The organism is Corynebacterium glutamicum ATCC 13032 (assembly GCF_000011325.1).
Lineage (GTDB): Bacteria > Actinomycetota > Actinomycetes > Mycobacteriales > Mycobacteriaceae > Corynebacterium > Corynebacterium glutamicum.
In genome coordinates, this window is the sequence record NC_003450.3 from 2,494,269 (window position 1) to 2,519,999 (window position 25,731).

A 25,731-nucleotide genomic window follows, 5' to 3' on the forward strand; every position below is an offset into this window, starting at 1 on the left:
AATCTTTTATTAACTAAATAAAAGACTACAACGAGTCCTCACAGGGGAGCTTGATTACTTCTTCAAACTTAAGGCCTAATTTGTCCTGTGCCCTGCAGAATCCACTTGGTGGAGGTCAGCTCTGGCAGGGCCATTGGTCCACGTGCATGCAGTTTCTGGGTGGAAATGCCGATCTCCGCGCCCATGCCGTACTGCTCCCCATCGGTGTAGGCGGTGGATGCGTTTATCATCACCGCTGCTGCATCGACGCGATCTGCAAAGCGCTGAGCGGTTTCAATGTTTTGGGTGGCGATCGCTTCGGTGTGCTTGGTGCTGTACTTAGCGATGTGTGCCAGAGCTCCATCCACACCGTCAACCACAGCGACAGCGATATCGAAGGACAGGTACTCAGAATCCCAGTCAGTTTCAGTTGCTTCCACCACGTCGGTTGCACCGAATGCTTCCAATTCGGCCACCCGTCCATGAATTGTGACTCCTGCTTCCTGGAGCGCCTGGACGACTGCAAGCTTGTCTGAGTCGCTGAGGGCGGCGTCGAGAAGCGCGGTTTCAGTAGCGTTGCACACGCTGCAGCGGCGGGTCTTGCCGTTGATGACCATGGCGATTGCCTGATCAAGCTTGGCTTCGGCATCGATGTAGAAGTGGCAGTTGCCGGTGCCGGTTTCAATGGTGGGCACGGTCGCACCGGTGACCACTGCGTTGATTAGTCCTGCGCCGCCGCGTGGGATGACCACGTCAACGAGGCCGCGTGCGGTGATCAAATCTTGGACGGATCCGCGGGTTTGGCAAGGCAGCAACTGCACGGTTTCGCGTGGCAGCTCGAAACGCTCGAGGACGTCCTGCAGGATTTCCACGAGCTTGGTGTTGGAATGCACAGCTGTGGAGGAACCGCGCAGCAAAGCTACGTTTCCGGACTTGAGTGCCAGGCCGAAGGCGTCGACGGTGACGTTAGGGCGGGCTTCATAGACCATGCCCATCACGCCCAAAGGCACACGGACCTGCTTCATCTGAATGCCGTTTTCCATGACATGTCCGCGCAGTACTTCACCCACTGGGTCGGTCAGGCCAGCAACCTGGCGCAAACCGCCAGCGATGCCCTCAATGCGAGATTCATCAAGGGCAAGGCGATCAATCATGGATTCTTCCATGCCGTTTGCGCGACCCGCTTCGATATCGGAAGCGTTGGCTTCGATGATTTCTGCGCTGCGTGCAACGAGTTCATCTGCCGCCGCACGCAGGATTGCGTTCTTCGGTCCGGTGCCCAACACTGCAATATCCGGGACGATGTTCTTAGCTGCAGTTGCTTTAGCTAGAACTTCGGTCCGCTCATTGTCGCGAATTTGGTCATCAGTTAGGGTCGTTGAACTCATGGTTGCCCACTATACAGACCCTTAAGAAGCAACAGTGTCGGATCACACCATAAAAGGCCTAGTAGCCAGCCACCACATCGACCTCGGTGGCCATCTGCTCGCCTGCCTCAAACAACTCAATGTTGCGCAAGGTGAGTTCGCCGGTCAAAGCACGAATCCTCTCATTCGTGTTTGCAGTATGAGGAGTGATAACCACATTGTCCATCTCCCACAGCGGGTGGCTGTCAGGAAGTGGCTCAGGATCGGTAACGTCCAGCGCAGCACCCGCAATGGTGCCGTTGTTCAATGCATCCACCAGATCATCGGTGTTGATCAGCGGGCCACGCCCCACATTGACCACCACGGCAGAAGGCTTCATCTTGCCCAAAGTTTCTGCATTGACGATCTGATAAGTGGCATCAGTCAGCGGCAGGATGAGCACAAACACATCAGCCTCAGCCCACACGTGCTCAGCCTTATCCATGGCGAAGGTTTCATCTGCACCTTCCACCGGACGACCAGAGTTATTAACCGCAATGGTCTTCACGTTGAACGGCTTGAGCATTTCCAGCAGACGCACGCCAATGCCACCGGCGCCCAAAATAGCGACAGTTTTATTGTCATGCAGCCATGACTTGTTGTTTTCCACCTCAGGCCGCACGCTCCACGACTTAGCCAAACGAGTCGTCGCATGCATGTGCATCTGCGCCAGAATTAAACCAATGGTGGACTCAGCAACGGTGTCAGCGTACAGGCCAGCCGCGTTTGCCCAACGTGCCTTCTCATTGACGACACCACGCTTGACCAGCGCATCAATACCCGCCATGGAGGCCTGCACGAACTTGATGTTCTCCGGCAAATCCGGGAACTCCGGCGCTGAACCATTAAAGAAAATGAAGTCTGCATCTTTAATATCCTCAACCCGCTCATGTCCGCCACCCTCAATGACAGCGGTCGTGGACTCCCACAAATGCGGATACATAACAAACTTCATCGTCTTAAACTCCTTTAAAAATGCTTTTCGACGCCACCCGCCACCAGCAGGCCCGCGCTTTACGCGCGGCTGGCGTAGTTGGACAGATAATCTGCATGCACTACCGGGCGCTGCATGCCATCTGGAAGGTCCTGCGTTTGCATACCAACCATTGATTGCAAGGTATCAGAATCGTAGGACACCTCGCCTCGCCCGATGATTTGGCCGGCAGGTCCCAAGATCTCCACGATCTCACCCTGCTGGAAATCACCAATGATTTCAGTAATGCCCACAGCCAGCAAAGATTTACCACCGGAGGTCACTGCTTCCACCGCGCCGTCATCGAGTCGGATCTTTCCTGCAGTATCTGCGGCATACAAAGCCCAGAACTTCCACGCGGAGAGGCGGTTGTCCTTGGGGTGGAATACAGTGCCCACCTGGGCGTCTTCCAGTGCTGGGCCAATGTTTGCCGCAGAGGTCAACAGCACAGGCACGCCACTTCGGGAAGCCAAACGTGCAGCAGACACCTTTGATGCCATGCCACCGGTGCCCACTTTTCCGCCGTCGCCGGCAATGACACCTTTCAAATCATTGCCGTCACGAACCTCGGAAATAAACTTCGCGGTGGGATCAGTAGGGTTTTTATCAAAAAGTCCATCCACGTCACTGAGCAGCACCAAAGCATCAGCCGACACCAGGTGCGCCACAATTGCAGCAAGTCGGTCGTTGTCACCAAAATTCACACCGGTGGTTGCCACGGTGTCATTTTCATTGACGATAGGAACCGCGCCCAAAATGCGCAGCTTGTCGATGGTACGCTGCGCATTCCTCGCACGATCACGCTTTCCTGCATCAGCTGCGGTAAGAAGCACCTGGCCGATGGGGCGACCATACCGGGCAAAAGAACGTCCCCACTGGTGCATGAGGTGAACTTGCCCCACTGCTGCTGCAGCCTGCTTGACTGCCAATTCCGTGGGCCGGGTGCTCAATCCAAGCGGGGCCATTCCCGCGGCCACTGCGCCAGAGGACACAACGATGAGGTCCGAGCCAGCTTCCATGCGTGCTTGCAAGGCATTGACAATAGTGTTGATGCGGTTGGGATCGACGGTGTGTCCGTCCTCATCGTTAGTCAATGAGGACGAACCAATTTTCACCACCACTCGCTTAGCGTTGGAGATGCGCTCACGCATTCCGGATTCATGTCCGTATGCGGCGCTGTCTTTGGTGTCCGGATCCACTGCCGGGAAGCTCGCACCGATGCTTGCTTCCTGGCTGTAGGGGGTGACAGGAAGCCCTGTCACCGGCGCCATTTGGGTTGGCGTTGGGAGATTATCCCGTAATCGAACGCTTTCAGGTGTGTTCTGCGTATCATTCATAGCGTTACCATCGTATACACGTAGACCTGAAAAGTGCTCGGTTTTATCCTTCCCAGCGTTCGCGGGAAGCCTCTTGGTCCTCGCCATAATCCAACTCATCGATGAGGCCACGACGTACCTGAGATGCGCGTTTACGCTCTGCAGCAGAGATACGAGAGGTCTGTTCAAGGCGCACATCGGTGCCACGTCCGGTAAGGACTGGATCGTCGCCAGCGGTGGTCATTGGCTCCCACTCGAAGGAAATGCCTCCGATGGTGACGTTTGCACCCACATGTGCTCCTGCCTTACGAAGCCCGTCCTCAATGCCCAACTTGGCCAGACGGTCAGCCAGGTAGCCAACTGCTTCGTCGTTTTCAAAGTCGGTCTGCAAAATCCAGCGCTCTGGCTTTTCGCCGGTGATGATGAATCCGCCCTGAACCTCTGGGTCAGGCTTGATCTGGAACTGCCCCTTAGTGCGGTGATCAACAGCCTTAGGCTTAATGATGACAGACTCAGCCTTCTCCTTTGGACGCTTCTTTCGGGCATCCTGGACGATTTCCAGCAGCTTGTACTTCAAAGGATCCAAGCCCTTGCGTGCCACTGCGGAGATAATGAACACGGGCCATCCGAATTGCTTCTCAATATCTTCTTTGAGGAACTCAGCAAGCTCTTCAGCCTCAGGGACATCAGCCTTGTTCAACACAACAAGGCGAGGGCGCTGGCTCAAGTCACCAAGTCCGGTGTCTTCATCCAAAGCCGACTGGTAGGCGGCAAGTTCTGCTTCCAAAGCCTCAATATCAGAGATCGGATCGCGGCCTGGATCCATCGTTGCGGTATCGACAACGTGAACCAGCACGGAGGTGCGCTCAATGTGGCGCAAGAAATCCAGACCCAAGCCCTTGCCCTCAGAAGCACCAGGGATCAAACCAGGCACGTCTGCCATGGTGAAAGTCTCATGACCAACGTTAACTACGCCGAGGTTTGGCTGCAGGGTGGTGAATGGGTAATCACCGATCTTTGGCTTTGCTGCAGACATCACAGAAATCAGTGATGATTTGCCGGCTGATGGGAAGCCCACCAATCCCACATCTGCCATGGATTTGAGTTCAAGAATCAAGTCGTGGGCCTCGCCTGGCTCACCGATCAGGGCGAAGCCTGGGGCCTTACGAGCCTTGGAGGCAAGCGCTGCGTTACCCAAACCGCCGTTACCGCCAGCAGCAGCGATGAACTTCATGCCCACGCTGGTCAGGTCTGCCAGAGTCTCGCCCTTTTCATTAAGCACGACAGTTCCTGGTGGAACTTCCAAGACAAGGTCCTTGCCTCGGGCACCGTTGCGATGATCGCCAGCGCCGTTAGCGCCGCGCTCGGCCTTCACGTGTGGGTGGAAGTGGAAGTCAAGCAGGGTGTGGACCTGTGCGGTGACTTCCAAGATGATGTCTCCACCGTGGCCGCCGTTGCCGCCGTCTGGTCCACCAAGTGGCTTGAATTTTTCGCGGTGCACCGAGACACAACCATTGCCGCCGTCACCTGCGGCGAGGTGTAGCACAACGCGGTCAATAAATCGGTTCATAAAACGGTGTCACTCCTGATCGGGATAAAACGGGCGCCGACGTATAAGTAGAAAAATAAAGGGGGATGTGTGGGCGCCAAGGTTCTTCGATCCTACCAGTGTCAACGCCTATGTGAATAACTGAAAACTAACGATCCTATCTGATTATTTTGTGCGGTGTAGGAAAAAGTGGACAATACTGATGGATAAATTTCATATCGAGGACGAAGGGACAACCCCGAACGCCGTGACAACATCAACCACAACCCGGGTGAAACATCCGGTAGACCAGGTGCCACCCGCACCCAAACTTGCAGCCCTAGGGCTCCAACACGTTCTTGCTTTCTACGCAGGAGCCGTCATTGTTCCGCTGCTGATTGCACAGTCGCTGAACTTGGACACTGCGACCACCATTCACCTGATTAACGCTGACTTGTTGACATGTGGCATCGCCACGTTGATTCAGTCTGTGGGCATTGGTCGCCACATTGGTGTGCGCCTACCGATCGTTCAAGGTGTCACCACTACTGCTGTTGCTCCCATCATCGCCATTGGTTTGGGCGTTACTGATGGTCAAGGTGGCGTTGCGTCGCTGCCTGCCATTTACGGTGCAGTCATTGTCTCCGGCATTTTCACGTTCTTTGCAGCGCCGGTGTTTGCGCGTTTCCTCAAGTTCTTCCCACCAGTTGTCACCGGTACTGTGCTGTTGGTTATGGGTGCTTCCCTGCTGTCGGTATCTGCAAATGACTTTGTGAACTACGCCGATGGGGTGCCTGCTGCCCGCGATCTTGCTTACGGTTTTGGCACCTTGGCGGTGATCATTTTGGCGCAGCGCTTCTTCCGTGGATTCATGGGCACCTTGGCTGTGTTGATCGGCCTGGTTGGTGGCACCGCAGTTGCTCTGATCTTGGGCGATGCCAACTTGGATGAGGTGGGAAATGCTGAAGCGTTCGACATCACCACTCCGTTTTATTTTGGTGTTCCAGAATTTAACGCTGTTGCCATTTTCTCCATGATTATCGTCATGATCATCACCATGGTGGAGACCACCGGTGATGTGTTTGCAACGGGGGAAATCGTCGGCAAGCGAACTCGCCGCAGTGATGTCACCCGCGCACTGCGCGCTGACGGCCTGTCCACCCTGATGGGTGGCGTCATGAACTCCTTCCCGTACACGTGCTTCGCGCAAAACGTTGGCCTGGTGCGCATCACGGGCGTGAAATCTCGCTGGGTTGCGGCAGCTGCTGCCGGCTTCATGATCATCCTCGGTGTGCTGCCCAAGGCTGGCGCGATCGTCGCTTCCATCCCTTCCCCAGTCCTCGGTGGCGCATCCTTGGCACTGTTCGCCAACGTTGCATGGGTGGGCATCCAGACCATCGCCAAGTCTGACCTCGCTGATAGCCGCAACTCCGTCATCGTGACCTCCGCACTTGGCCTAGCCATGCTGGTGTCCTTCCGCCCCGATGTTGCTCAGGCGTTCCCTGAGTGGGCGCGTATCTTCGTCTCCTCCGGCATGTCCGTCGGCGCGATCACCGCGATCCTGCTTAACCTGCTGTTCTTCCACGTCGGACGCCAATCCGGTGGACAAGTCGCTACCTCAAAATCCGGTGAGCGCATCAATTTGGATGCGGTCAACAAGATGGATCGCACCGACTTCGTAGAAACCTTCGCACCGCTGTTCAACAGCAAGACCTGGCCTTTGGAAACCGCATGGGAATCCCAGCCATTCGCCAACGTCACGGAACTGCGCGAAGCCATCCAAGTCGCTGTGCTCACCGCACCGTTGTCCGACCGCGAAGAGCTCATCCACGACTACCCCGACATGGCACAGCTCATTTTGGCCACCGAAGAGGAAGCCGCCACCATCTCTCAAGACCGTGGTTCGATCGGTCTTGATGATCTCGATGACGTGGATCAAGAAAAGCTCATCACCGTCACCGAGCAGTACCGCGAACGGTTCAACATGCCGTATGTTGCGTACTTCGACACCATGGATTCTGTGGATACCGTCGTAGCCGCCGGCTTGCGCCGCCTCGACAACTCCGACGAGCAGGAGCACCGCCAAGCGCTATCGGAAATCATTGAGATTGCCAATGACCGCTTCGATATATTGCTTGCCGACGCTAACCCAGCCCGTTCAGCTTTCGATCGCAAGTTTACCGAGACTGACTTCCTCGGCTAAAACACCAAAAACAAATTAAGGCCCTGCACTTATGTGGAGTGCAGGGCCTTACCTTATTTCTAGTTCAGATCATTCGGGTGTGAACCACCACGATCATTGCGCTCAAGAGCAGTGATCGCAGCCATCTCCTCATCACTGAGTTCGAAATCAAACACGTCGATGTTTTCCACCATGCGGCTCTTAGTCACAGTCTTGGGGAACACAACGAAACCGTTCTGCAGGTGCCAACGGATAACAACCTGAGCTGGGGTCTTTCCATGGTTCTTCGCTGCAGCTGCGATTGGTTCCTCAGCGCCAAGATCAAAACGCCCCTGTCCCAGAGGACCCCACGACTCCACAGTGATGCCTGCTGCAAGAGATGCCTCAACAGCATCGCGCTGCTGCAAAGCTGGGTGCAGCTCAATCTGGTTAATGGCAGGCACAGTGGTTGCCTCTGCCAGCAGCTTTTCTAGGTGCTCTGGCAGGAAGTTGCACACACCGATGGAACGAGCACGGTCACCGAGCTTTTCCAAGCCCTTCCATGCAGCAACATAATTATCGTTCTTCGGTGCCGGCCAGTGCACCAAGTACAGATCTACATAATCCAAGCCCAGCTTCTGCAGAGACTCCTCAAAAGCAGCTTCTACATCCAGGTGGCGATCGTTCCACAACTTGGTAGTAATAAACAGCTCTTCACGAGGAATGCCGGACTTAGCAATAGCTCGGCCGACACCTTCCTCATTGCCGTAAATCGCAGCAGTATCGATGTGGCGGTAACCTACCTCAAGTGCTTCGGTAACTACGCGCTCTGCTTCATCGGGATCTACCTTGAACACACCAAAACCAAGCTGAGGAATGGTTTTTCCATCATTCAAGGTGACCAATGGGATACCTTCAGACTTCGAAAGCTTATTCTTCTGATCCATCAAAGATTGCATCAACTTATCCCGCTCTTCCTCCGGGGATCCAAAGAATAGGCCGGTACCCACAACAGACATATTTTCTCCTTGATGCGCACCAAAATGCGCCTTAGGTTGAGATGAATTGGATAGCCCACCGTACGCCTATCTACACTGAATTACCATGAGCTATGACTTTGTCCTCTTTGAAACCGATGGCGACCCAGGTAGCGCCCGTATTTCCAAAACCCCACTGACCGAACGCATCGATTTCGCCACGCCATCTACAACCCCTGTGTTGGAATCTCTTTCGGCAGGGCTTGCCGAAACGGTGCCAGACACCGTCAAGCTTGAAGAAGACGCCATCCACTTATCCGGTGATCGTTGCCTTTACGTTGTGACCAACTACAACTCCGCCGAAGAAGCAGCCGAATGGCTCACCGCCATCGCTTTCGATTACGGACTGGGCCTTGCCGACATGAACGCGGACACCATCCTGCTTTTCGGCGATGAAGATTCCGACGCTGTCGTCCAAATCGATGACTGGTTCTCCCCCGCTTTCTCTGCGTACGGCCTTCCCCACCTCCTGGTGGAAGTCATGCGCCTGAAGGATTCCAAAACCCCTTATCTTCGAGTCACACTTGCTGCAGATGACTCGAAATTTATCCAAACCCTTTACGAAACCGACAACAAACAATGGTTGGTGGAAACCTCTTCCTCCACAGGCACGGACGAAACCCACGTGAAGACCATTAATGATGTGCTGGAACGCATCGAGACATGGTTCAACCAGGAGACTGCTGTCTAAACCTTTTGTCGTGTTCTGGGGTTAACCACCCTTCGGCCACCTGGGATGGTTTCAAGCCTTTCCAGGTGGCCGAAGAACTAAAAGGGCATAATCACTGTATGGGTTAAGTAGAAAGTGTCATTTTCTGACTGCTCTGAACCCCAACAAACACTCAGCACCGTTATTTAAGGAGAAAACATGGCTTTAGGCGGCGCAGAACTGTTAATTCTTTTTATCCTGTTTATTCTGTTCATGGGCGGGATCGCAGCGATTGTCATCGTTATCGTTAAGTTGACCCAGCGGTCTAACAGTCGTGGTGCCTCAACTACGTCCACAATTAACATTGATCCGAGTATTCATGCTGCATTGACAGAGATCGCAGCTAGGGACGGGGTACCGGCGTCTAGCGTGGTTAACGGTCTTCTGAACGATTACATCAATAAGCGCAGGTACTGGCCTCCTACGCAATAACACCCCATCTAAAAGGGGCTCTCTGGCAGATATGCTCTCCGGCAGAAGAGCCTCTTAATCCTTGTTGTACATTACACAGAGCCCCCAAAAGAACCCCAAAAACAAAAAACTGCCCCTCACCTTCCCAAAAGGAAAGCAAGGAGCAGTTTTAAACTCGTTGAGTGAGTGTGACTTAAGCGTCAACAGCCTCGGTCTCGACGATGTTCACCAAGCGACGGTTGCGCTTGGTGGAAAACTGGACAGCGCCAGTCTTCAGTGCGAAGAGAGTGTCGTCGCCACCGCGACCAACATTCTCACCTGGGTGGAACTTGGTGCCGCGCTGACGAACAAGGATCTCGCCTGCGGAAACCTGCTGACCACCGAAACGCTTGACGCCAAGGCGCTTAGCCTCGGAATCACGACCGTTGCTGGAGCTAGATGCACCCTTCTTGTGTGCCATGTGGTAATTCCCTCCTTCTAAAGGAAAAACTCATAGAAAGCCCGAGGGCTTACTTGATTCCGGTTACCTTCAGAACGGTCAGGGGCTGACGGTGTCCCTGGCGCTTCTTGTATCCGGTCTTGTTCTTGTACTTCAGGATCTTGATCTTCGGGCCCTTGGTGTGCTCGACGATCTCGGTGTTGACGCTCACAGAAGCGAGCTTGTCAGCGGCGGTGGTTACATCGGCGCCATCGACGAGCAGAACCGGGGTGAGAGCCACGGATGCACCCGGCTCACCCTCGATCTTCTCGACCTTAACGAGGTCACCTTCGGCAACCTTGTACTGCTTTCCGCCGGTCTTGACGATCGCGTACATAGAGGGCTACCCCTTATCTGATTCTCGGCTCAGGTACTCGGATGATGAGTCCCTGATTGGACTTACGTTTTACAATTGCGTTTTAGACATGCGGAGCCAAAATGACCTCACGTCATTCACACATTCGCCGTGAAATGGGCAAATGGGCATTACTGACATTGCCTAAAACAGCGACTGTCCAAGGTTACCCCTAAAGGCGGCTTCAACACAAACCGCCCTTATACCCTAGCTTCGTGGGCCTCGTCGGGTAGCCCGCCTACGGCGGCCTGGGTTGGTGGTGCTCGCCGCCTGAGGTTCCTTCTTCGGCGCCCGCGCATTGCTTGTCGACGCCACCTTCTTCTCCACCGGCGCCGCTGTCACGCGCACAGCACGACGACGCTTTCGGCGGTTGTCTGGCTGGTCGAATTCAACCTGAGGCTCTGCAACCTGTTCTGGTGCTGCTTCAGGTGCTATCTCAACGACGGTCTCAGGAGCTTCCACCAGTTGACGGCGCACTGCGCGGCGACGGTTCCTGGTCGATGGTGCAGAGGACGGCGCACCGGAACTGAGCTCACTTGGACGGTTACGGCGTGGAGCCTTCCGCGCAGGTGTCTTCACTGGAGTCTCAGCAACCTCTTCAACTACAGGTGCGAAATCCTCTGGCTTTGGAGCATGATCCGAACGTGAATTGCCACGAGTCTTGCGGCGCCTGCGTGGGCTTGCCTCAAATTCGGCACGTGCCTTTTCATAATCAGCGGTTGGCTCAGCCACAGGTTCAGCAGCCTTCTCAACTACAGGTGCAATAGGCTCTGCCTCAAAGTCAGACACATACGACGATCCCGAAGGCTCATCAGGGTCTTCTTCAGAAGCAATGTCCACGGCAGCAGCTGCAATCGCGGCAATATCATCCGCAGCAGATTCCTGACGTTGACGGCGGGCCCTCCTGCGTGGTCCTTCCTCTGGTTCCACGGTGGATTCAGCAAGAATGCGCTCAGGCTCGTCGAGCTTGTCGTTGACCACATCATCTAGATCGGAGTCATCGAGGACGATCACTGATGCAGCGAGTTCCTCAAATTCTTGATCCAGATCGTGTTCATCGCTTTCCACGAGATCACGCATGGCAACAACCATCGGGTGCTCCGCAGCTGCCTTGTTAGTGCTATTGGAACGCTGGTGACGACGGCTACGCTCTTCCGCTTTCGCCTCAACGCGCTCGTCAACGGTGTCTACTGGATCAACATGAACGATGATGCCTCGGCCTTCACAGTGCTCACACGGTGAAGAGAAGGTTTCCAGCAGGCCCGCGCCGATGCGTTTGCGGGTCATCTGAACAAGTCCCAGTGAGGTTACCTCAGAGACTTGGTGGCGGGTGCGATCGTTTTCTAGCGCTTCATTGAGTCGGCGCAGGACCAATTCTTGGTTTTCTGGCAGCACCATATCGATGAAGTCGACAACGATCATGCCACCGAGATCCCGCAGGCGCATTTGGCGCACGATTTCTTCGGCAGCTTCAATGTTGTTGAGCGTGACGGTTTCTTCCAAGTTGCCACCACCCTTGCCGGTGTAGCGTCCGGTGTTCACATCGATCACCGTCATGGCTTCGGTGCGGTCGATGATCAGCGATCCACCCGATGGCAGGTTCACCTTTCGGGACAGCGCTTCCTCAAGCTGGGTGTTCAGGTCGAATGCTTCGAAAGCATCCTTGCCGTCAAAGTCTGCGCGATTGAAGTGTTCCACGCGGGACACCAAATCAGGAGCGACTGATTGGATGTAGGCACGCACGGTGTTCCAGGCACGGTCGCCGTCAACGATCAGTGAGGTGAAATCTTCATTGAAGAGGTCACGGATCACCTTCACCAGCATGTCTGGCTCTTCATACATGGTGATCGGCTTAGAACCGCGGGACTTCTTTTCCTCCGCAGTGCGTTCCTTGATCTGCTCCCACAGGGTGTGCAGACGGTTCACGTCAGCTGCGATGTTTTCTTCCGACACACCTTCAGCAGCAGTTCGGATGATGGTTCCACCCTGCGCTGGGACAACGCGGCCAAGGATTTCCTTCAGACGCTTGCGCTCAGGTCCAGGCAGTTTGCGGGAAATGCCAGCGCTGCGACCACCTGGAACGTACACCAGGTAACGTCCCGCCAGGGAAATTTGGGTGGTCAAACGCGCACCCTTATGGCCCAATGGATCCTTGGAGACCTGGACGAGAACCTGGTCGCCGGCTTTCAGCGCCTGCTCAATGCGACGTCCACGTCCGCCAAGTCCAGCAGCTTTCCAGTCGACTTCGCCGGCATACAACACACCGTTGCGACCTTTTCCAATGTCAATGAAGGCAGCTTCCATGCTTGGCAGCACATTTTGAACGCGCCCCAGATAAATATTGCCCACCATAGACATCTGCGCATCAGAGGTAACAAACTGCTCAACCAGCTGATCGTCTTCCAGCACACCAACCTGAGTGACCAGACCTGGGTGATCGTGGCGTTGGCGCTCGCGCACAATCATGCGACGTTCCATCGATTCACGGCGTTCCATGAACTCCTGGGTGCTGACCACATGGCGGCGTTTTTTGTTTTCTTCGCGCATTTCCGTGCGACGGCGGCGTTGCGCCTCCAAGCGAGTGGAGCCCTTAATTCCGATTGGCTCGTTTACCTCTTCTACTTCGCTTGTCGACGCCTCCTCACTCACTTCGGTGACGGTTTCAGCTTCAGCTCCACGTCCGCGGCCGGTGCCACGACGCCCACGGCGCTTCCGCGCCGTGCGTTCGCGGACCTGTTCATCGTCGGTGTCTTGGACGTTTTCAGTAGGTACAACTGCAGGTGCCACAAAGATCGGCGTGTACACAGATGCTTCCACCGGCGCCGGGGTGATCTCTGGGACGATATCTTCCAGCAGTTCTGCAGTGGCTTCTTCGCGGGCTGCCGCCTCGAAGTCAGTAGGTTGCGCGACTGCCGCGAGTTCGCGCTCTACTTTTTCTTCGATTTGGTGGATTTCATTTTCCACATTCTTCTCAACGCGTCGACGAATCTTCTCCACCGGTTCAACGTCGGGGACGGCAGCTGGGGCAGCGTTGAGTACGGGCTGAGACAGGGCGTCGAGAAGCTTTTCTACTTCTTCTTTGCTCAGGTTTGACTGCGCAACCTTGACCAGGCCGATGCCATCGAGCGCAACAACGACGTCCTTGGAAACCATTCCAAGTCGTTTGGCCAGTTGATGTACGCGGGTTTTTTCGCTCAATGAATCTCGATCAAATTCCGCGGCCAGCACAGCCGAGGGAGAGATTTCTGCTTCTACTGCCTTGTTATTTGGCACAGCGACACTCCTATTTTCTTATCTCCACGATTGAGCAATGCACCCGGGCGCTGGTAGGGACAAGATCTCCTACCGCCGCCGCGCAGGTACATGCGCCAATCTAAAACTGTATGGTCTAAATTTTCCGACCCGCAAATATATTCGCCAGGCCTGCTGCCATTCTTCCATAAGTCTTAGGTCAAGCTTGCATTTATTGGCTAGTGTCGGAAATCATGGGAGATTTAGCAAAGCACATGGGCAGTGAACCACCAGCATGGTGGAAGTTTTTACCGATGATTGTCCTCGCTGGAGCCACTCGAGTTACCTATGAAGTAGAACCTTGGCTGGCGATCCCATTATTCATTTTGGCTTTTGCATCGATATTGATCCCATTCCCGATCTCTAAGACAAAAGGACTCCGTGATATCGATGCCTGGAAAATCCACACCACGCAAGGCGATAAAAAGCGTGCCATCCGCCAACTGATCATTCCGGCTACGGCTTTGGCCATCGACATCATTGGGCTGCCGACATTATTTAATGCCCCTCCCCTTGCTTCCGCTGCACTTTTTGGCGGTGTTTACGGCGCTTCCCTAGCTTGGGCTGCGTACAGAGCTGATCAGCTTCCACGCATTCGAACGAAGGAACGCCTCGCAGAACTTTCACAAAATGCATCTCTGGATGATGTGCGCTCAGATGACTTAGATGTTCTAGAGCAGCCGGAATCCCGTGAATTAGTGCGCTGTCTGCTTGCCCACGGTGCGATGGATGGCACTCGGGTGATGGCCAGACAGGTCGCGCGAGTACTGGATACCGAGGTAGACGAAGTACATCAGGTAGCACGCTCACTAGAACAGCATGGTTTGGTTAGTCGCTCCACCATCATGCCGGGTGGGGATCCAGGAAAAGTATTCATCGAAGTTTCCCTGAAAGGGATCTCAGCCATCAAGGCACTTGAATCCGGACGCTAAGTTGTTGATACATCAACTTATTTCTTGGCTATACTTGAGGTCACGTTTCCTCAGCTCAGGAGAAGTTCGGAGAAGTCCATGTCAAACGCAGAAATTAATCCCGTTGAATATGAAATCAACAACCACGCCCCTGGTACCGCGCTAAACCCACAGTGCGAAGACGGCGCCAACGTAGAAATCATCACCTCCCGTGAAGTCCCCCTCGGCGGACCACGCGCCATGACCGTGCACCGCACACTCCCCCAACGCCAGCGCTCCCTCATCGGTGCCTGGTGTTTTGTGGATCATTACGGCCCCGATGATGTCTCACTAACCGGTGGCATGGATATGGCCTCCCACCCGCACACCGGATTGCAAACAGTCACGTGGCTTTTTGAAGGCGAAGTCACCCACCATGATTCCGGCGGAAATCACGCAGTCGTGCTTCCTGGCGAAGTCAACCTCATGACCGCCGGCGCAGGCATCTGTCACACCGAAGTTTCCGCCACCTCCACCACGATTCTGCATGGTCTGCAGTTGTGGACAGTTCTTCCCGACAAAGACCGCGAAGGACCACGCCGCTTTGATCACTACGCTCCAGAAGAAATCACACTCGAAGGCGGAAGTGCACGCGTTTTCCTAGGTTCGCTATTTGGTCAAACCTCCCCTGTTCATACGTTTACTGGCTCTTCCTGTTTTAGAGTGCATTGATCTTATGGACCAACTGCCCTGAATGGATAAGGCACCGCAGAATGTAGTGGTTCAAATTACGGAAACCTAGAGCAATCCCACGCAAATGTTCCAACCGTCCGTTGATCGCTTCGACCGGACCGTTGGAGACACCAACATCGAAATACGCCAACACATCACCAAGTCGTTTAAACAAACTACGACCCAACTGCGCGAGTTCCTTATTCGGCCCCTTCAACACCCGAAGCTGATCAATAATGGTCCGCATTTTCTTCTTCGCTTCACGCTTATTACCCATCTGATAACAATCAATAATCGCCTGATACGCAAGCCACGCAAGCTTTAACGCCCCGTAGTCTTTGTCATACGCCCACAACTGCTCCAAGCTTTCTTGCTGACGAGGACTCAACCACTTGTGCGTGGTCAACAAGGTCTTCCGGTTTTTATACAACGGATCCTGGCTTAAACCACGACGCTGGTATTTCTCCCGCTGGAGGCGTTGCCGGCAGGCGGTGAGCTTGTCACCAGCAAGCCGCACAACATGGAATGGATCCATCACGCGACGAGCAGAAGGAATGAGTTCTTTACTTGCTGTGGCGTAGCCTTGGAATCCATCCATGGACACGATCCGTATCTGATTGCGGAACTGTTCACCGCGGGAGCCAAGCCAGGACCGTAAAGCATCAGCACTACGACCTGGGACGACATCTAATAACCGGGCAGGACACCGTGAGTCATACCGATGCCCGGTCATATCGACAATCACGGTGACAAACCCATCACCATGCTTAGCCCTATTATGTGACCACTTATGCTCATCCACCCCAATGACATACACTCCATCAAGATGGTGAGGATCGTTATAGACCAGCTCACGGCACATATCGAGGGCTAGTTGGCAGGTTAAATCCCACCCTAGCCCAAGTGCTTTCGCGGTTGCGTGAACACTCATCCGGTCAATAGCAAGGCGTTGTAAAATCCAGCGGGTGACCCGGTGGGTGACCTTTTTACCGTGGTCAGCGCAGCTTAGTTCTGCTTGGAAATACTTTTGCTTACATGTGGGGTTGGTGCAGCGGTAGCGAGGTAGACGGATAAACAGTTTGGTGGGAAACCCGACGATGGGTAAATCAATGAGCATCCGGTGGGTGTGATGACGAAACACCCCAGGTTGGGAGCATTCTGGGCAGGTGGAGGTGTAGTTGAGTGCGTCTGCTTCGATCAGGGTGTAATCACCTGCATCGGAAGCGCCGGTGATGGTGAGTCCTAGTTCCGCAGTGCGGCAGATGGTGTCAGCGATGATGTTGCCGGTAGACTTCATGGGTAGAGCCTTTTGTTGGTGTTTGGTTAGCTTAGATACCTAAACCTTAACCCTGACAAAAGGCTCGTTTATTTTCGGGTCTACACCGCTAGCCCAGGTTCTGTGATGTACCCCAAAACCGGAAGGGCCCGTTTACTCCCCTACTTGGCGCAGAAATCCACATCAATCCAGGTGAAGCAGTCATCTTTGATGTTGATCCCACGTTTGAACACGGCTTGCTTGTCGATTCCGGCGACGTCCAACTAGAAGGCGTCACCGTCGAGCCCACCCAGCTGGCCTACACCGGCATCAATGAAACCCAACTCCGAATCCGTAACATCGGCACCACACCGGCGCGTACTGTACTGCTAGGTGGCGAACCATTTACCGAAGACATCGTGATGTGGTGGAACTTCATTGGCCGCAGCCATGAAGAAATTGCCGAGTACCGTAAACAGTGGCAGGCCGAAGCTGATCGTTTTGGTATCACCCACGGATATATCAGCCACCACAAAGATGGGCTCACCAGGCTTCCAGCACCCGAGCTTCCCAACGCTGCTATCAAGGCACGTAAAAACCCAGCACCAACTGCACGACCAGAAACGAGAATTGATTAAATGCGCTCCGCTCACGGCCCATACATTGATAAGTTCTTCCCCGAGCCATACAAGAACATGCTCGAGCTCACCAAGACTCTGCGAAAGATCTACCCGGACGTTGATCTGCCTACCTCATTGATTGAGCTGGTCAATGTCCGCGTTTCTCAAATCAACGGATGTGGCACCTGCTTAAGTTTACATGTTCCCGCTGCTCGCCGTGCCGGCGTTCCAGAGAAGAAACTCGATGCTCTGGCAGCGTGGCAAATGGTGGATGAATTCACCGTGGAGGAAAAGGCAGCACTACAGCTAGCAGAATCCTTAACCTTGCTGGAATCCCGCGAAGGTCACCTGGCTGCACGCACAGCCTGCAGTGTGTTTGCCGAAGAGCAGGTAGCTGCCCTGGAATGGGCTATCATTGCGATCAATGCTTTCAACCGCATTTCTATTGCCAGTGGGCACCCACTGCTCTAGTAATCAGGCAGCAAAAAACTCCCGGCCGAAAATGGTCGGGAGTTAATTTTTTTCTAACCGTAAAAATTACAGGTTAGGGAACCAGATGGAGATCTCGCGCTCAGCGGACTCTGGGGAATCAGAACCGTGAACAACGTTCTCTCCAACAGTCAGTGCGAAATCGCCGCGGATGGTGCCTGGGGTTGCCTTAGCAACTGGGTCGGTGCCACCAGCAAGCTGACGCCATGCATCGATTGCACGCTCGCCTTCGACGATGCCTGCGATCAGAGGTGCAGAGGTGATGAATTCAACGAGCTCACCGAAGAATGGCTTGTCAGCGTGCTCTTCGTAGTGCTTTTCAGCGGTCTCGCGGTCTGCAACACGCAGATCCAGAGCAGCGAGCTTCAGGCCCTTGCGCTCAATACGTGCGATGATTTCGCCGACGTGTCCGTTGGTAACACCGTCTGGCTTGATAAGGATGAGAGTACGTTCAGTCATGTTGGGTGATTCTACCTAATGGTGGTCTGCTTCGCGCACTTAAGTCGACTTAGAGCTTCCTCACAGCCTCTGCGACCGCTTCGCTGGACGATCCCCTACTCCACAGCTGCGCCTGACGGATCGCTGCCGCCTCCTGGTCGCGGGATTTCAACTCTTTCAATTGATCAATTTGTTCCTGGGTGAACACCACTGGCTGATCAACAAGCTTTGTTCCCACACGACTGTTCAGACCCACAAAAAGTGCGATCGCAGCCACGATGATCGCCACAATAGCGATAAATGATGGGGAACCTGCAATACGAGTGATTACCGCGACGACACAAAATAGTGCAGCTGCGGAAAAGGCCAGGCCAGACTTAGAGTTTCGCATAGTTCTCAACGCTACGACTACTTTGATAACACCGCCACCCAAGCCAAGCCGGAGTGATCTCCGTATCCTTTAAGGCATGACTTTAAAAGATAAGTACGACACTGAAGTAGCTGTTTCTAATAATCAGGACAAGCACCAATTTGAGGTCAGTTACCCTGAAGATGCCGTGACTGCTGGCTTTGCTGCATACCTTGATAAAGGTGATTCGCGGATCTTCTATCACACCGTTGTTGGCGATGAATTCGGTGGCAAGGGACTTGCGTCAATTCTTGTTTCAGAGGCGTTAAAAGCCACAAAAGAAGCTGGTCTTACCGTGGTTCCGGTATGTCCCTTTGTTAAAGGATTCGTGGAAAAGAACGCATTCGAGGGTTACCGCAAACCAAACCATGAGGATATGGAGCTGGTGAAGAGCCAGATGTAGAAACTACTCAACTTCCAGAATGCGCTGAATGGCAACCAGTGTTTCTGGAATTCCGGTTATAGCTGCCAAGCGTCGCTTTTCAATTTCTTCAATTGATTTGTCGCCGAATTTGTCGTGGAAGAATCGTTGACCTTTGGGGGTAAATTCCCATGATTCAGTCAATACTGTGCCTTCTTCTAACGGTTCCATGGAATAAATCCACTTGACGTTTCCATCAGTCACGCTCCAACCAAAGCAACGATTTGGCTCTGCGACGATAACCTCGCTCCGTGTCTCCCAGGTGCGCTCAGGTGTGACGTTTCGGCCAGTAAAGTGCGCACCCACGACGGGGCCTTCGTCTTCATCCCACCAGCATTTCTCACACACGGGCGACCATTCTCCAGTTCGAGTGATGTCAGAAACTAGTGCGTAGACCTGATTGATGGGCGCTGCGATGTTAATGCTGTCTTCAAAGGTCAGAGATTTAGGCATGAACGACAGAATACGCCTCCGAAGGAGGTAGGCGTCGAAAAGCAAAAAAGGCCCCGGAGGGCCTTAAAGCTTAGCTGTGCTGCGTGGTAAGCAGCCCGCGTTTCATGCGATCAATCAGATTAGAGCGCAGGTAGAACAGGTACGCCCACGCGATGATGAAGATGATGGCGGCGAAGCCCATCGCGGGGTGAACAAAGAAACCGGCAAGTGCAAGAACCTGCAGCACGATGTTCATCGGGATGGACCAACTAAACCTTTGCAGAAATGCAGCAACAAAGTGTGCGATCGCGACTGCTGATACATAGACCCAGTTGAAGGTGGTCCAGTAGATGCCGTCGTCCACGCGCAGAATCACGGTGAGAACAAGACCTAAGGTGATTGCTTCCATCACTAAGGTGCCGGCCATGACACCTCGGATACCCTTCATGGGATCCTTTAATGGATCGTGGCCTTTGCCTAATGGTCCGTACTCAATTGATTCTTCACGCTTGCTCATGCAGGTTCCTTTCCAAACAGCGTGCGCGCATCGCCGGCGGTCACGATTGAACCGGTGATCACAACACCTGATCCGGACTGTACATCGGTGTCTTCTGCTAGTTCAATAGCGAGTTCTACCGCGCCAGCAAGATCTTCTTGGACGTGCACACGCTCATCGCCGTAGATCTCTCGAGCATATTCAGCTAAATCGTATGCGTCCAATGCGCGCTCTGAGGCAGTCTGGGTGCACACAATTTCATGCAGGTATGGCTCAAGTGATTCCAAGATGCCGCGGGCATCCTTGTCGCAGAGCACTCCGATGACACCGATGAGGCGACGGAACTCAAAGTCACGGTCTAGTGCTGCACCAAGTGCTGCGGCACCGTGTGGGTTGTGAGCTGCGTCGATGAACACGGTTGGTGCAGAGCGCAGGCGCTCGAGGCGACCTGGGGACTGAACTTGTGCGAAGCCTTCGCGCACCGTGTCGATATCCAATGGGCGTCCGGCGGATGCACCGAAAAATGCTTCCACTGCTGCGAGAGCAACCGCGGCATTATCTGCTTGGTGCGCGCCAGACAGTGGGAGGAAGATGTCGGTGTATTCGCCGCCCAAACCCTTCAGGGTGAGCTGCTGTCCACCAACGGCAATGGCGGATTCCACCACGCCGAATTCCATGTTCAAACGAGCAACAGCTGCGTCCACGTCCACGGCTTGCTGCAGAATCACGTTCATTGCTTCTGGCTCCTGCTTGCCCACGATGACAACGTTGCCCTCAGGCTCGGTGCCATCCTCAGATGCAGGACGAGCCTTGATGATGCCGGCCTTTTCACCAGCGATTTCACCAATGGTGTTGCCCAGGCGATCCACGTGGTCCATGCCCACCGGGGTGATCACGGAAACAGCTGCGTTGATCACGTTAGTGGCATCCCAGCGTCCGCCAAGACCAACCTCAACGACGGCGACGTCAACAGGAGCGTCGGCAAAACCTGCGTAAGCGAGGGCCACGAGTGCCTCAAACTTGCTCATCTTCGGTCCGCCCTCGGCCTCTGACCAGGCGTCGGTCATCTCCATGTAGGGCTTAATCTCTTCGTAGATCCGCACGAAATCACGCGGGTGGATGGGCTTGCCATCAATCGCGATGCGTTCGGTTACCAGCTGCAGGTGCGGGCTGGTGGTCCGGCCGGTGCGGCGGTGGAATGCGCGCAGCAACGACTCGATCATGCGGGTGGTGGAGGTCTTACCGTTGGTGCCAGCCACGTGAATTGCTGGGAAGGAATTCTGTGGTTGGCCCATGAGATCCATCATGTAGCTCATGCGTCGGAAAGTGGGATCAATTTTGGTTTCCAACCAACGTTGATCCAACTCTGCTTCCACCTGGGCAAGGCGCAGCAAATCTTCTTGGGTGATCTCCTCGGAGGCAGGTGCTTCTACCTCACCGGCGAGATCGATGGGCAAAGACAGTCCAGTCTCGCCCAACGTGACATCGCCTACGGTGATGTCATCATTTTCGGAATCAAAGATTCCGTCGTTGTTAGCCACTAGGCCAATTCCTCCAGACGCTTGTTAATGCGCTCAACTTCTTCTTGGGCAATCTGCGCACGGCCACGGATCTTGTCTACCACTGCATCAGGTGCCTTGGACAGGAAAGCCTCATTACCCAGCTTCTTTGCGGTGGTTTCCAATTCCTTCTGTGCGTTAGCCAGGTCCTTTTCCAGGCGCTTGCGCTCTGCTGCAACGTCAACAGTTCCAGAGGTGTCAAGCTCCACCGTGATGGTTGCTTGGCTCAGGCGGATCTCCAGGCTGGCAGAAGCTGCGAAATCATCTTCTGGTTGCTCGATGCGAACCAGGGAGCGCACGGAATCTTCCAGATCCTGCAGGTCACATGCCACGAAATCAAGGCGTGCTGGAACCTTCTGGGAAGGCTTCACACCCTGGTCAGCGCGGAAACGACGAACCTCAGTAACAAGCTTCTCGACGTCGCCAATGCGCCTAGCTGCATCAGCGTCCACGGCGACTCCGCCGTTGGTGTCAGCTGCGGTTGGCCAGGAGGCCACCACGATGGAGGTGCGATCAGTAAGTGCCTGCCACAGAACTTCGGTGACGAAAGGCATAGCTGGGTGCAGCAGACGAAGCAGTGCATCCAAGACATGGCCAAGCACCTTTTGGGTGTTTTCACCCTGAGCGGAGGTGCCTTCGCGTGGGATCTGAACCTTCGCGATTTCCAGGTACCAGTCACAGAACTCGTTCCACGCGAAGTGGTAGAGCTCCTCGTTGGCCTTCGCGAACTGGTAGTTGTCCAGGTAAGCATCAACGTCGAGGCGAACCTGCTCAAGGAGGTCCACGATCCAGCGGTCAGCGTCGGTGAGTTCTTCACGTGCTGGCAGGCCTTCGGACACTGCACCGTTCATCAGCGCAAACTTGGTTGCGTTGAACAGCTTGGTGGCAAAGTTACGGGAGCTCTGTGCAGAGTCTTCACCGACAGGCAGGTCGACGCCTGGGTTAGCGCCACGGGCAAGGGTGAAGCGCAGCGCATCCGCGCCGTAGTTCTCCACCCAATCCATCGGATCGATGCCGTTGCCCAAAGACTTGGACATCTTGCGGCCGTGCTCATCGCGAACCAGGCCGTGCAGGAAGAGGTCGGTGAATGGAACCTGTGGGCGTCCATCCTTGCCTTCGCCCAGAAGTTCTGGGGTTTCCTTGGCTGCAAAGGTGCCGAACATCATCATGCGGGCAACCCAGAAGAACAGGATGTCGTAGGCGGTGACCAGCACGGAGGTTGGGTAGAACTTCTCCAGCTCAGGGGTCTTTTCTGGCCAACCCATTGTAGAAAATGGCCACAGCGCAGAAGAGAACCAGGTATCTAGAACATCTGGGTCTTGGACGTAGCCCTCAGGTGCCTGCTCATCAGGCCCAACGCAGATGATTTCATCGTTTGGTCCATACCAAATTGGGATGCGGTGTCCCCACCACAGCTGACGGGAAATGGTCCAGTCATGCATGTTGTCAACCCAGTCAAAGTAGCGAGGCTCCAGGGACTTCGGGTGGATGGTGGTGTCGCCTTCGCGCACGGCATCGCCGGACATCTTGGCCAGCTCTTCGACCTTGACGAACCACTGCAGAGACAGACGAGGCTCAATAGCTTCGCCGGAACGCTCGGAGTGTCCGACGGAGTGGACGTATGGGCGAATTTCCTTGACAATGCGACCCTGGGCTGCGAGTTCTTCGCGGACCTTGATGCGTGCTTCTTCGCGGGTCAGGCCATCAAACTGGGTTCCGGTATCGGCAATGCGTCCGGTCTTGTCCATGATGGTAGGCATGTCCAGGTTGTGGCGCAGGCCAAGAGCGTAGTCATTAGGGTCGTGTGCTGGGGTGATCTTGACGGCACCGGAGCCGAACTCTGGGTCGACGTAATCATCAGCAACAACCTTCAGGCTCAGGTCATCGCGGAATGGGTGAGGCAGGGTCTGTCCGACCAAATCCTTGTAGCGCTCATCGTCTGGGTGCACGGCAACAGCGACGTCGCCGAGCATGGTTTCCACACGGGTGGTGGCAACAATGACATGTGGTTCATCGTCGTTGAGGGAACCATAGCGAATGGATACCAGTTCGCCTTCGACATCCTTGTAGATAACTTCGATGTCAGAAACCGCGGTTTCTAGTACGGGCGACCAGTTGACGAGGCGGTTGGCCTGATAGATGAGGCCGGCGTCGAAAAGCTTCTTGAAAATCGTTTGGACGGCGCGGGACAAGCCGTCATCCAAGGTGAAACGCTCGCGGGACCAGTCCACGGAATCGCCGATGGCGCGCATCTGCTCGCCGATCTTTCCACCATATTCTTGCTTCCACTCCCAGACCTTGGCGATGAACTCTTCGCGGTCATAGTCGTAGCGAGTTTTGCCTTCAGTTTCCTTCAGCATCTCCTCGACCTTGGTCTGGGTCGCGATACCCGCGTGGTCCATACCTGGCAGCCACAAAACCTCAAAGCCCTGCATGCGCTTGCGACGTGCAAGAGCATCCATCAGGGTGTGGTCAAGTGCGTGTCCCATGTGCAGCTGGCCGGTCACGTTTGGTGGAGGCAGAACAATGGAGAATCCTGGCTTGTCGCTAGCAGGATCGGCAGTGAAATAACCGGCGTCTACCCAGCCCTGGTACAAATCAGCTTCTACAGCTTTAGGATCCCAGGACTTGGGCAGCTTGTCTGCGCGGTTCTGGCTGGTGGTCTCATTATTCTGGTCAGTCACGCAGACCATCTTAACCCCTGTACTTGTTTATCAAGTATCCGGATTTAGGTTAATGAGTTTATTGCTTTGTAATTGCCCAATAAACAGGTATGGCCTTCCAGTTTACGGAGACGTTGTCCACGGATTCTGAGTAGCCGCCAACCACATTCGGGTACCACAGTGGGATTGCGGGAAGATCGCGCAACAACATTTCCTGGGCCTGCGCATATGCCTGGAAGGTTTCCTCCTTGGTGGAGGCTGCTGCGGCGTCGGCAATCAATTGATCAAATTCTGGGTTTTCGTACTTGGCATCGTTGGAGGCCACGCCCGAGGTGTAGTTAGGTCCAAGGAAGTTGCCGATGCTTGGGTAGTCCGCAAACCACGCGGTGCGGTAGGCGCCATCCAATCCGGTGGTGCGGTATGTGTCGCGGAAGGATTTAAAATCGGGGAAAGGATTGCCAGTGGCGTTGACGTCTAATTCGTTGCTGATGCTGTTTGCTACCGCATCCACCCATTCCCGGTTGGGAACATCCGCGTTGTAACTGATCTGCAATTCGCCCTCAAAAGGTGCGATCTCCTCAGCGTCTTCCCACAGCTCACGGGCCTTGTCAGGCTGGAAAGTCAGCACGTCATTGCCGTTCAAATCATCGCGCCAGCCGTCGAGCACGGGCGCGGTGAAGTCGAGCGCAGGCGTGTAGGTGCCGGCGAAGATCTGCTCAGCGATTTCTTCACGGTTAATCGCCATAGAAATTGCTTGTCGACGCAACTGTCCCTGTTGCCCTTCAAAGTTGGGGGATTCCATGCGAATGGAGAGTTCCAGATAGGAGGCCGCAGGTTGATTAATGGATCGACCCGACAGTTCCTCTTCATAGGTGGTGTACGCCGATGGTGGAATGAGATCCAGCACATCTAGGTTTCCAGCCAACAGATCTGAATAAGCTGCATCATTTTGGGCGTAGAACACGTACTTCAAGCCATCGTTGTTGGCTGCGCGCGGGCCATCGTAGTGTTCATTGGCCACCACTTTCAGTTCTGCGTTGTGATCCCACTGCTCTAGTTTGTAAGGGCCAGAGGACACGGGGTTTTCACCAAAGGCGTCAATATCATCGCGAGCCGAAGCTGGCATCGGTGCAAAACCGTAGTAGCCAATGCGTTGGGTGAACTCAGAATCCGGTTGGGCAAGCTCGATGGTAAATGTGCGATCATCCACCACATTCAAACCCTCGAGCGTTTCCACGCCCTCCTCATACCCTTTAATCGGTGAGAAGAAAGAAGTGTTGAGCAGTCCATTTTCCACTACAAAATTCCAGGTATCCACAAAATCAGTGGCAGTAATATCCGATCCGTCACTGAATTTGATGCCATCACGCAAAGTGATTTTGTAGGTGGTGTCTGTTTCCTGGTCAATTGATGCCGCCAGGTCATTTTGAGCAACGCCAGCTTCATCAAAGTAGACGAGCCCGGAGTACAGCATGTCCACCACTCGCCCACCGCCGTTTTCATTGGTGTCGCCCGGGATGAGTCCGCGCTGAGGTTCGGTGCCGTTGACGGATACGTAATTCACGTCTGGGGTGCCACTAGAGCTGGAACAAGATGCCAGCCCGATAGCCAGGGTTGAGGCCATCACTGTTGCGATGACTTTTGTGGCTGTGCGCATTAAATCTCCTATGGGTGAGCGTTGCT

22 protein-coding genes and 2 pseudogenes are annotated in these 25,731 nt (G+C 54.5%); 8 read left to right on the forward strand and 16 right to left on the reverse strand.

The window, feature by feature from the left end; translation table 11 throughout:
• Nucleotides 1-68: 68 nt before the first annotated feature.
• The 4 genes from CGL_RS11670 to obgE all read right to left on the reverse strand — a co-directional run bounded on the left by CGL_RS11670 (nucleotide 69) and on the right by obgE (nucleotide 5,244).
• On the reverse strand, nucleotides 69-1,367 hold the full coding sequence (locus CGL_RS11670) for a glutamate-5-semialdehyde dehydrogenase (protein WP_003859321.1): 1,299 nt from the start codon (nucleotides 1,365-1,367) through the stop codon (nucleotides 69-71).
• A gap of 58 nt (nucleotides 1,368-1,425) precedes the next feature.
• Complete coding sequence (locus tag CGL_RS11675; protein ID WP_003859319.1) at nucleotides 1,426-2,340, reverse strand: D-isomer specific 2-hydroxyacid dehydrogenase family protein; 915 nt, start codon at nucleotides 2,338-2,340, stop codon at nucleotides 1,426-1,428.
• A 59-nt stretch (nucleotides 2,341-2,399) separates the two neighbouring features.
• Nucleotides 2,400-3,509 carry a glutamate 5-kinase gene (proB, locus tag CGL_RS11680; RefSeq protein WP_011015063.1) on the reverse strand — a complete coding sequence of 370 codons (1,110 nt, stop codon included), beginning with the start codon at nucleotides 3,507-3,509 and terminating at the stop codon, nucleotides 2,400-2,402.
• A 229-nt stretch (nucleotides 3,510-3,738) separates the two neighbouring features.
• The gene (gene obgE, locus CGL_RS11685; protein ID WP_011015064.1) at nucleotides 3,739-5,244 is read right to left on the reverse strand and encodes a GTPase ObgE; all 1,506 of its coding nucleotides are present in this window, start codon (nucleotides 5,242-5,244) and stop codon (nucleotides 3,739-3,741) included.
• 181 nt (nucleotides 5,245-5,425) lie between these two features.
• Here obgE and CGL_RS11690 point away from each other — a divergent pair, with 181 nt between their 5' ends.
• A complete protein-coding gene (locus CGL_RS11690) occupies nucleotides 5,426-7,405 on the forward strand; it encodes a solute carrier family 23 protein (protein ID WP_011015065.1) in 1,980 nt (659 codons plus the stop codon).
• 59 nt (nucleotides 7,406-7,464) lie between these two features.
• On the opposite strand, the gene CGL_RS11695 is transcribed toward CGL_RS11690, so the two are convergent.
• The gene (locus tag CGL_RS11695; protein ID WP_011265932.1) at nucleotides 7,465-8,382 is read right to left on the reverse strand and encodes an aldo/keto reductase; all 918 of its coding nucleotides are present in this window, start codon (nucleotides 8,380-8,382) and stop codon (nucleotides 7,465-7,467) included.
• An 85-nt stretch (nucleotides 8,383-8,467) separates the two neighbouring features.
• On the opposite strand from CGL_RS11695, the gene CGL_RS11700 reads away from it, so the two are divergent.
• Together CGL_RS11700 and CGL_RS11705 are read left to right on the forward strand one after the other, a co-directional pair.
• A complete protein-coding gene (locus CGL_RS11700) occupies nucleotides 8,468-9,091 on the forward strand; it encodes a hypothetical protein (RefSeq protein ID WP_011015067.1) in 624 nt (207 codons plus the stop codon).
• A 177-nt stretch (nucleotides 9,092-9,268) separates the two neighbouring features.
• The gene (locus CGL_RS11705; protein WP_003859305.1) at nucleotides 9,269-9,541 is read left to right on the forward strand and encodes a hypothetical protein; all 273 of its coding nucleotides are present in this window, start codon (nucleotides 9,269-9,271) and stop codon (nucleotides 9,539-9,541) included.
• 172 nt (nucleotides 9,542-9,713) lie between these two features.
• On the opposite strand, the gene rpmA is transcribed toward CGL_RS11705, so the two are convergent.
• The 3 genes from rpmA to CGL_RS11720 form a co-directional block, all read right to left on the reverse strand.
• Nucleotides 9,714-9,980: a 50S ribosomal protein L27 gene (gene rpmA / locus CGL_RS11710; RefSeq protein WP_003859304.1), complete on the reverse strand. Its 267-nt coding sequence runs from the start codon at nucleotides 9,978-9,980 to the stop codon at nucleotides 9,714-9,716.
• Between the two features lie 49 nt (nucleotides 9,981-10,029).
• Nucleotides 10,030-10,335, reverse strand: a complete 306-nt coding sequence (gene rplU, locus CGL_RS11715; RefSeq protein ID WP_003859302.1) for a 50S ribosomal protein L21 — start codon at nucleotides 10,333-10,335, stop codon at nucleotides 10,030-10,032.
• A gap of 225 nt (nucleotides 10,336-10,560) precedes the next feature.
• Entirely contained in the window at nucleotides 10,561-13,626 is a 3,066-nt protein-coding gene (locus tag CGL_RS11720) for a translation initiation factor IF-2 N-terminal domain-containing protein (RefSeq protein WP_011015068.1), read from the reverse strand.
• A 212-nt stretch (nucleotides 13,627-13,838) separates the two neighbouring features.
• On the opposite strand from CGL_RS11720, the gene CGL_RS11725 reads away from it, so the two are divergent.
• On the forward strand, nucleotides 13,839-14,576 hold the full coding sequence (locus tag CGL_RS11725; RefSeq protein ID WP_011015069.1) for a hypothetical protein: 738 nt from the start codon (nucleotides 13,839-13,841) through the stop codon (nucleotides 14,574-14,576).
• A gap of 78 nt (nucleotides 14,577-14,654) precedes the next feature.
• Nucleotides 14,655-15,239: pseudogene (locus CGL_RS11730) on the forward strand (pirin family protein); the annotation flags it as partial.
• Between the two features lie 13 nt (nucleotides 15,240-15,252).
• On the opposite strand, the gene CGL_RS11735 reads toward CGL_RS11730, so the two are convergent.
• The gene (locus tag CGL_RS11735) at nucleotides 15,253-16,563 is read right to left on the reverse strand and encodes an ISL3-like element IS31831 family transposase (RefSeq protein WP_011015071.1); all 1,311 of its coding nucleotides are present in this window, start codon (nucleotides 16,561-16,563) and stop codon (nucleotides 15,253-15,255) included.
• Between the two features lie 131 nt (nucleotides 16,564-16,694).
• Between CGL_RS11735 and CGL_RS11740 the strand changes: the two are divergent.
• Together CGL_RS11740 and CGL_RS11745 are read left to right on the forward strand one after the other, a co-directional pair.
• A pseudogene (locus tag CGL_RS11740) lies at nucleotides 16,695-17,159 on the forward strand (pirin-like C-terminal cupin domain-containing protein); the annotation flags it as partial.
• Nucleotides 17,160-17,612, forward strand: a complete 453-nt coding sequence (locus CGL_RS11745; RefSeq protein ID WP_004567670.1) for a carboxymuconolactone decarboxylase family protein — start codon at nucleotides 17,160-17,162, stop codon at nucleotides 17,610-17,612.
• Between the two features lie 66 nt (nucleotides 17,613-17,678).
• Here the strand turns inward: CGL_RS11745 and ndk are convergent, their stop codons facing one another.
• Nucleotides 17,679-18,089, reverse strand: coding sequence for a nucleoside-diphosphate kinase (ndk, locus tag CGL_RS11750; RefSeq protein WP_003859294.1), 411 nt, complete (start codon nucleotides 18,087-18,089; stop codon nucleotides 17,679-17,681).
• A gap of 49 nt (nucleotides 18,090-18,138) precedes the next feature.
• Nucleotides 18,139-18,459, reverse strand: coding sequence for a hypothetical protein (locus CGL_RS11755; protein ID WP_011015073.1), 321 nt, complete (start codon nucleotides 18,457-18,459; stop codon nucleotides 18,139-18,141).
• A 76-nt stretch (nucleotides 18,460-18,535) separates the two neighbouring features.
• On the opposite strand from CGL_RS11755, the gene CGL_RS11760 reads away from it, so the two are divergent.
• Nucleotides 18,536-18,880: a GNAT family N-acetyltransferase gene (locus tag CGL_RS11760; protein WP_003859291.1), complete on the forward strand. Its 345-nt coding sequence runs from the start codon at nucleotides 18,536-18,538 to the stop codon at nucleotides 18,878-18,880.
• Between the two features lie 3 nt (nucleotides 18,881-18,883).
• Here CGL_RS11760 and CGL_RS11765 read toward each other — a convergent pair whose 3' ends face one another.
• The 5 genes from CGL_RS11765 to CGL_RS11785 form a co-directional block, all read right to left on the reverse strand.
• Nucleotides 18,884-19,351: an SRPBCC family protein gene (locus tag CGL_RS11765; RefSeq protein ID WP_003859290.1), complete on the reverse strand. Its 468-nt coding sequence runs from the start codon at nucleotides 19,349-19,351 to the stop codon at nucleotides 18,884-18,886.
• A 70-nt stretch (nucleotides 19,352-19,421) separates the two neighbouring features.
• Nucleotides 19,422-19,847 carry a DUF4233 domain-containing protein gene (locus CGL_RS11770; protein WP_004567665.1) on the reverse strand — a complete coding sequence of 142 codons (426 nt, stop codon included), beginning with the start codon at nucleotides 19,845-19,847 and terminating at the stop codon, nucleotides 19,422-19,424.
• Nucleotides 19,844-21,367: a bifunctional tetrahydrofolate synthase/dihydrofolate synthase gene (gene folC / locus CGL_RS11775; RefSeq protein ID WP_011265933.1), complete on the reverse strand. Its 1,524-nt coding sequence runs from the start codon at nucleotides 21,365-21,367 to the stop codon at nucleotides 19,844-19,846. The genes CGL_RS11770 and folC overlap by 4 nt, the downstream gene beginning before the upstream one ends.
• Complete coding sequence (locus CGL_RS11780; protein ID WP_011015075.1) at nucleotides 21,367-24,078, reverse strand: valine--tRNA ligase; 2,712 nt, start codon at nucleotides 24,076-24,078, stop codon at nucleotides 21,367-21,369. Before CGL_RS11780 ends, folC begins: the two co-directional genes overlap by 1 nt.
• A gap of 49 nt (nucleotides 24,079-24,127) precedes the next feature.
• Nucleotides 24,128-25,705, reverse strand: coding sequence for a peptide ABC transporter substrate-binding protein (locus CGL_RS11785; protein WP_011015076.1), 1,578 nt, complete (start codon nucleotides 25,703-25,705; stop codon nucleotides 24,128-24,130).
• Between the last annotated feature and the right edge of the window lie 26 nt (nucleotides 25,706-25,731).

Excerpts from the sequence above, each read along its gene's own strand:
- CGL_RS11670 (WP_003859321.1), bottom strand. The coding sequence starts at position 1,367 with ATGAGTTCAACGACCCTAACTGATGACCAAATTCGCGACAATGAGCGG.
- CGL_RS11675 (WP_003859319.1), bottom strand. The coding sequence starts at position 2,340 with ATGAAGTTTGTTATGTATCCGCATTTGTGGGAGTCCACGACCGCTGTC.
- proB (WP_011015063.1), bottom strand. The coding sequence starts at position 3,509 with ATGCGTGAGCGCATCTCCAACGCTAAGCGAGTGGTGGTGAAAATTGGT.
- obgE (WP_011015064.1), bottom strand. The coding sequence starts at position 5,244 with ATGAACCGATTTATTGACCGCGTTGTGCTACACCTCGCCGCAGGTGAC.
- CGL_RS11690 (WP_011015065.1), top strand. The coding sequence starts at position 5,426 with ATGGATAAATTTCATATCGAGGACGAAGGGACAACCCCGAACGCCGTG.
- CGL_RS11695 (WP_011265932.1), bottom strand. The coding sequence starts at position 8,382 with ATGTCTGTTGTGGGTACCGGCCTATTCTTTGGATCCCCGGAGGAAGAG.
- CGL_RS11700 (WP_011015067.1), top strand. The coding sequence starts at position 8,468 with ATGAGCTATGACTTTGTCCTCTTTGAAACCGATGGCGACCCAGGTAGC.
- CGL_RS11705 (WP_003859305.1), top strand. The coding sequence starts at position 9,269 with ATGGCTTTAGGCGGCGCAGAACTGTTAATTCTTTTTATCCTGTTTATT.
- rpmA (WP_003859304.1), bottom strand. The coding sequence starts at position 9,980 with ATGGCACACAAGAAGGGTGCATCTAGCTCCAGCAACGGTCGTGATTCC.
- rplU (WP_003859302.1), bottom strand. The coding sequence starts at position 10,335 with ATGTACGCGATCGTCAAGACCGGCGGAAAGCAGTACAAGGTTGCCGAA.
- CGL_RS11725 (WP_011015069.1), top strand. The coding sequence starts at position 13,839 with ATGGGAGATTTAGCAAAGCACATGGGCAGTGAACCACCAGCATGGTGG.
- CGL_RS11735 (WP_011015071.1), bottom strand. The coding sequence starts at position 16,563 with ATGAAGTCTACCGGCAACATCATCGCTGACACCATCTGCCGCACTGCG.
- CGL_RS11745 (WP_004567670.1), top strand. The coding sequence starts at position 17,160 with ATGCGCTCCGCTCACGGCCCATACATTGATAAGTTCTTCCCCGAGCCA.
- ndk (WP_003859294.1), bottom strand. The coding sequence starts at position 18,089 with ATGACTGAACGTACTCTCATCCTTATCAAGCCAGACGGTGTTACCAAC.
- CGL_RS11755 (WP_011015073.1), bottom strand. The coding sequence starts at position 18,459 with ATGCGAAACTCTAAGTCTGGCCTGGCCTTTTCCGCAGCTGCACTATTT.
- CGL_RS11760 (WP_003859291.1), top strand. The coding sequence starts at position 18,536 with ATGACTTTAAAAGATAAGTACGACACTGAAGTAGCTGTTTCTAATAAT.
- CGL_RS11765 (WP_003859290.1), bottom strand. The coding sequence starts at position 19,351 with ATGCCTAAATCTCTGACCTTTGAAGACAGCATTAACATCGCAGCGCCC.
- CGL_RS11770 (WP_004567665.1), bottom strand. The coding sequence starts at position 19,847 with ATGAGCAAGCGTGAAGAATCAATTGAGTACGGACCATTAGGCAAAGGC.
- CGL_RS11780 (WP_011015075.1), bottom strand. The coding sequence starts at position 24,078 with ATGGTCTGCGTGACTGACCAGAATAATGAGACCACCAGCCAGAACCGC.
- CGL_RS11785 (WP_011015076.1), bottom strand. The coding sequence starts at position 25,705 with ATGCGCACAGCCACAAAAGTCATCGCAACAGTGATGGCCTCAACCCTG.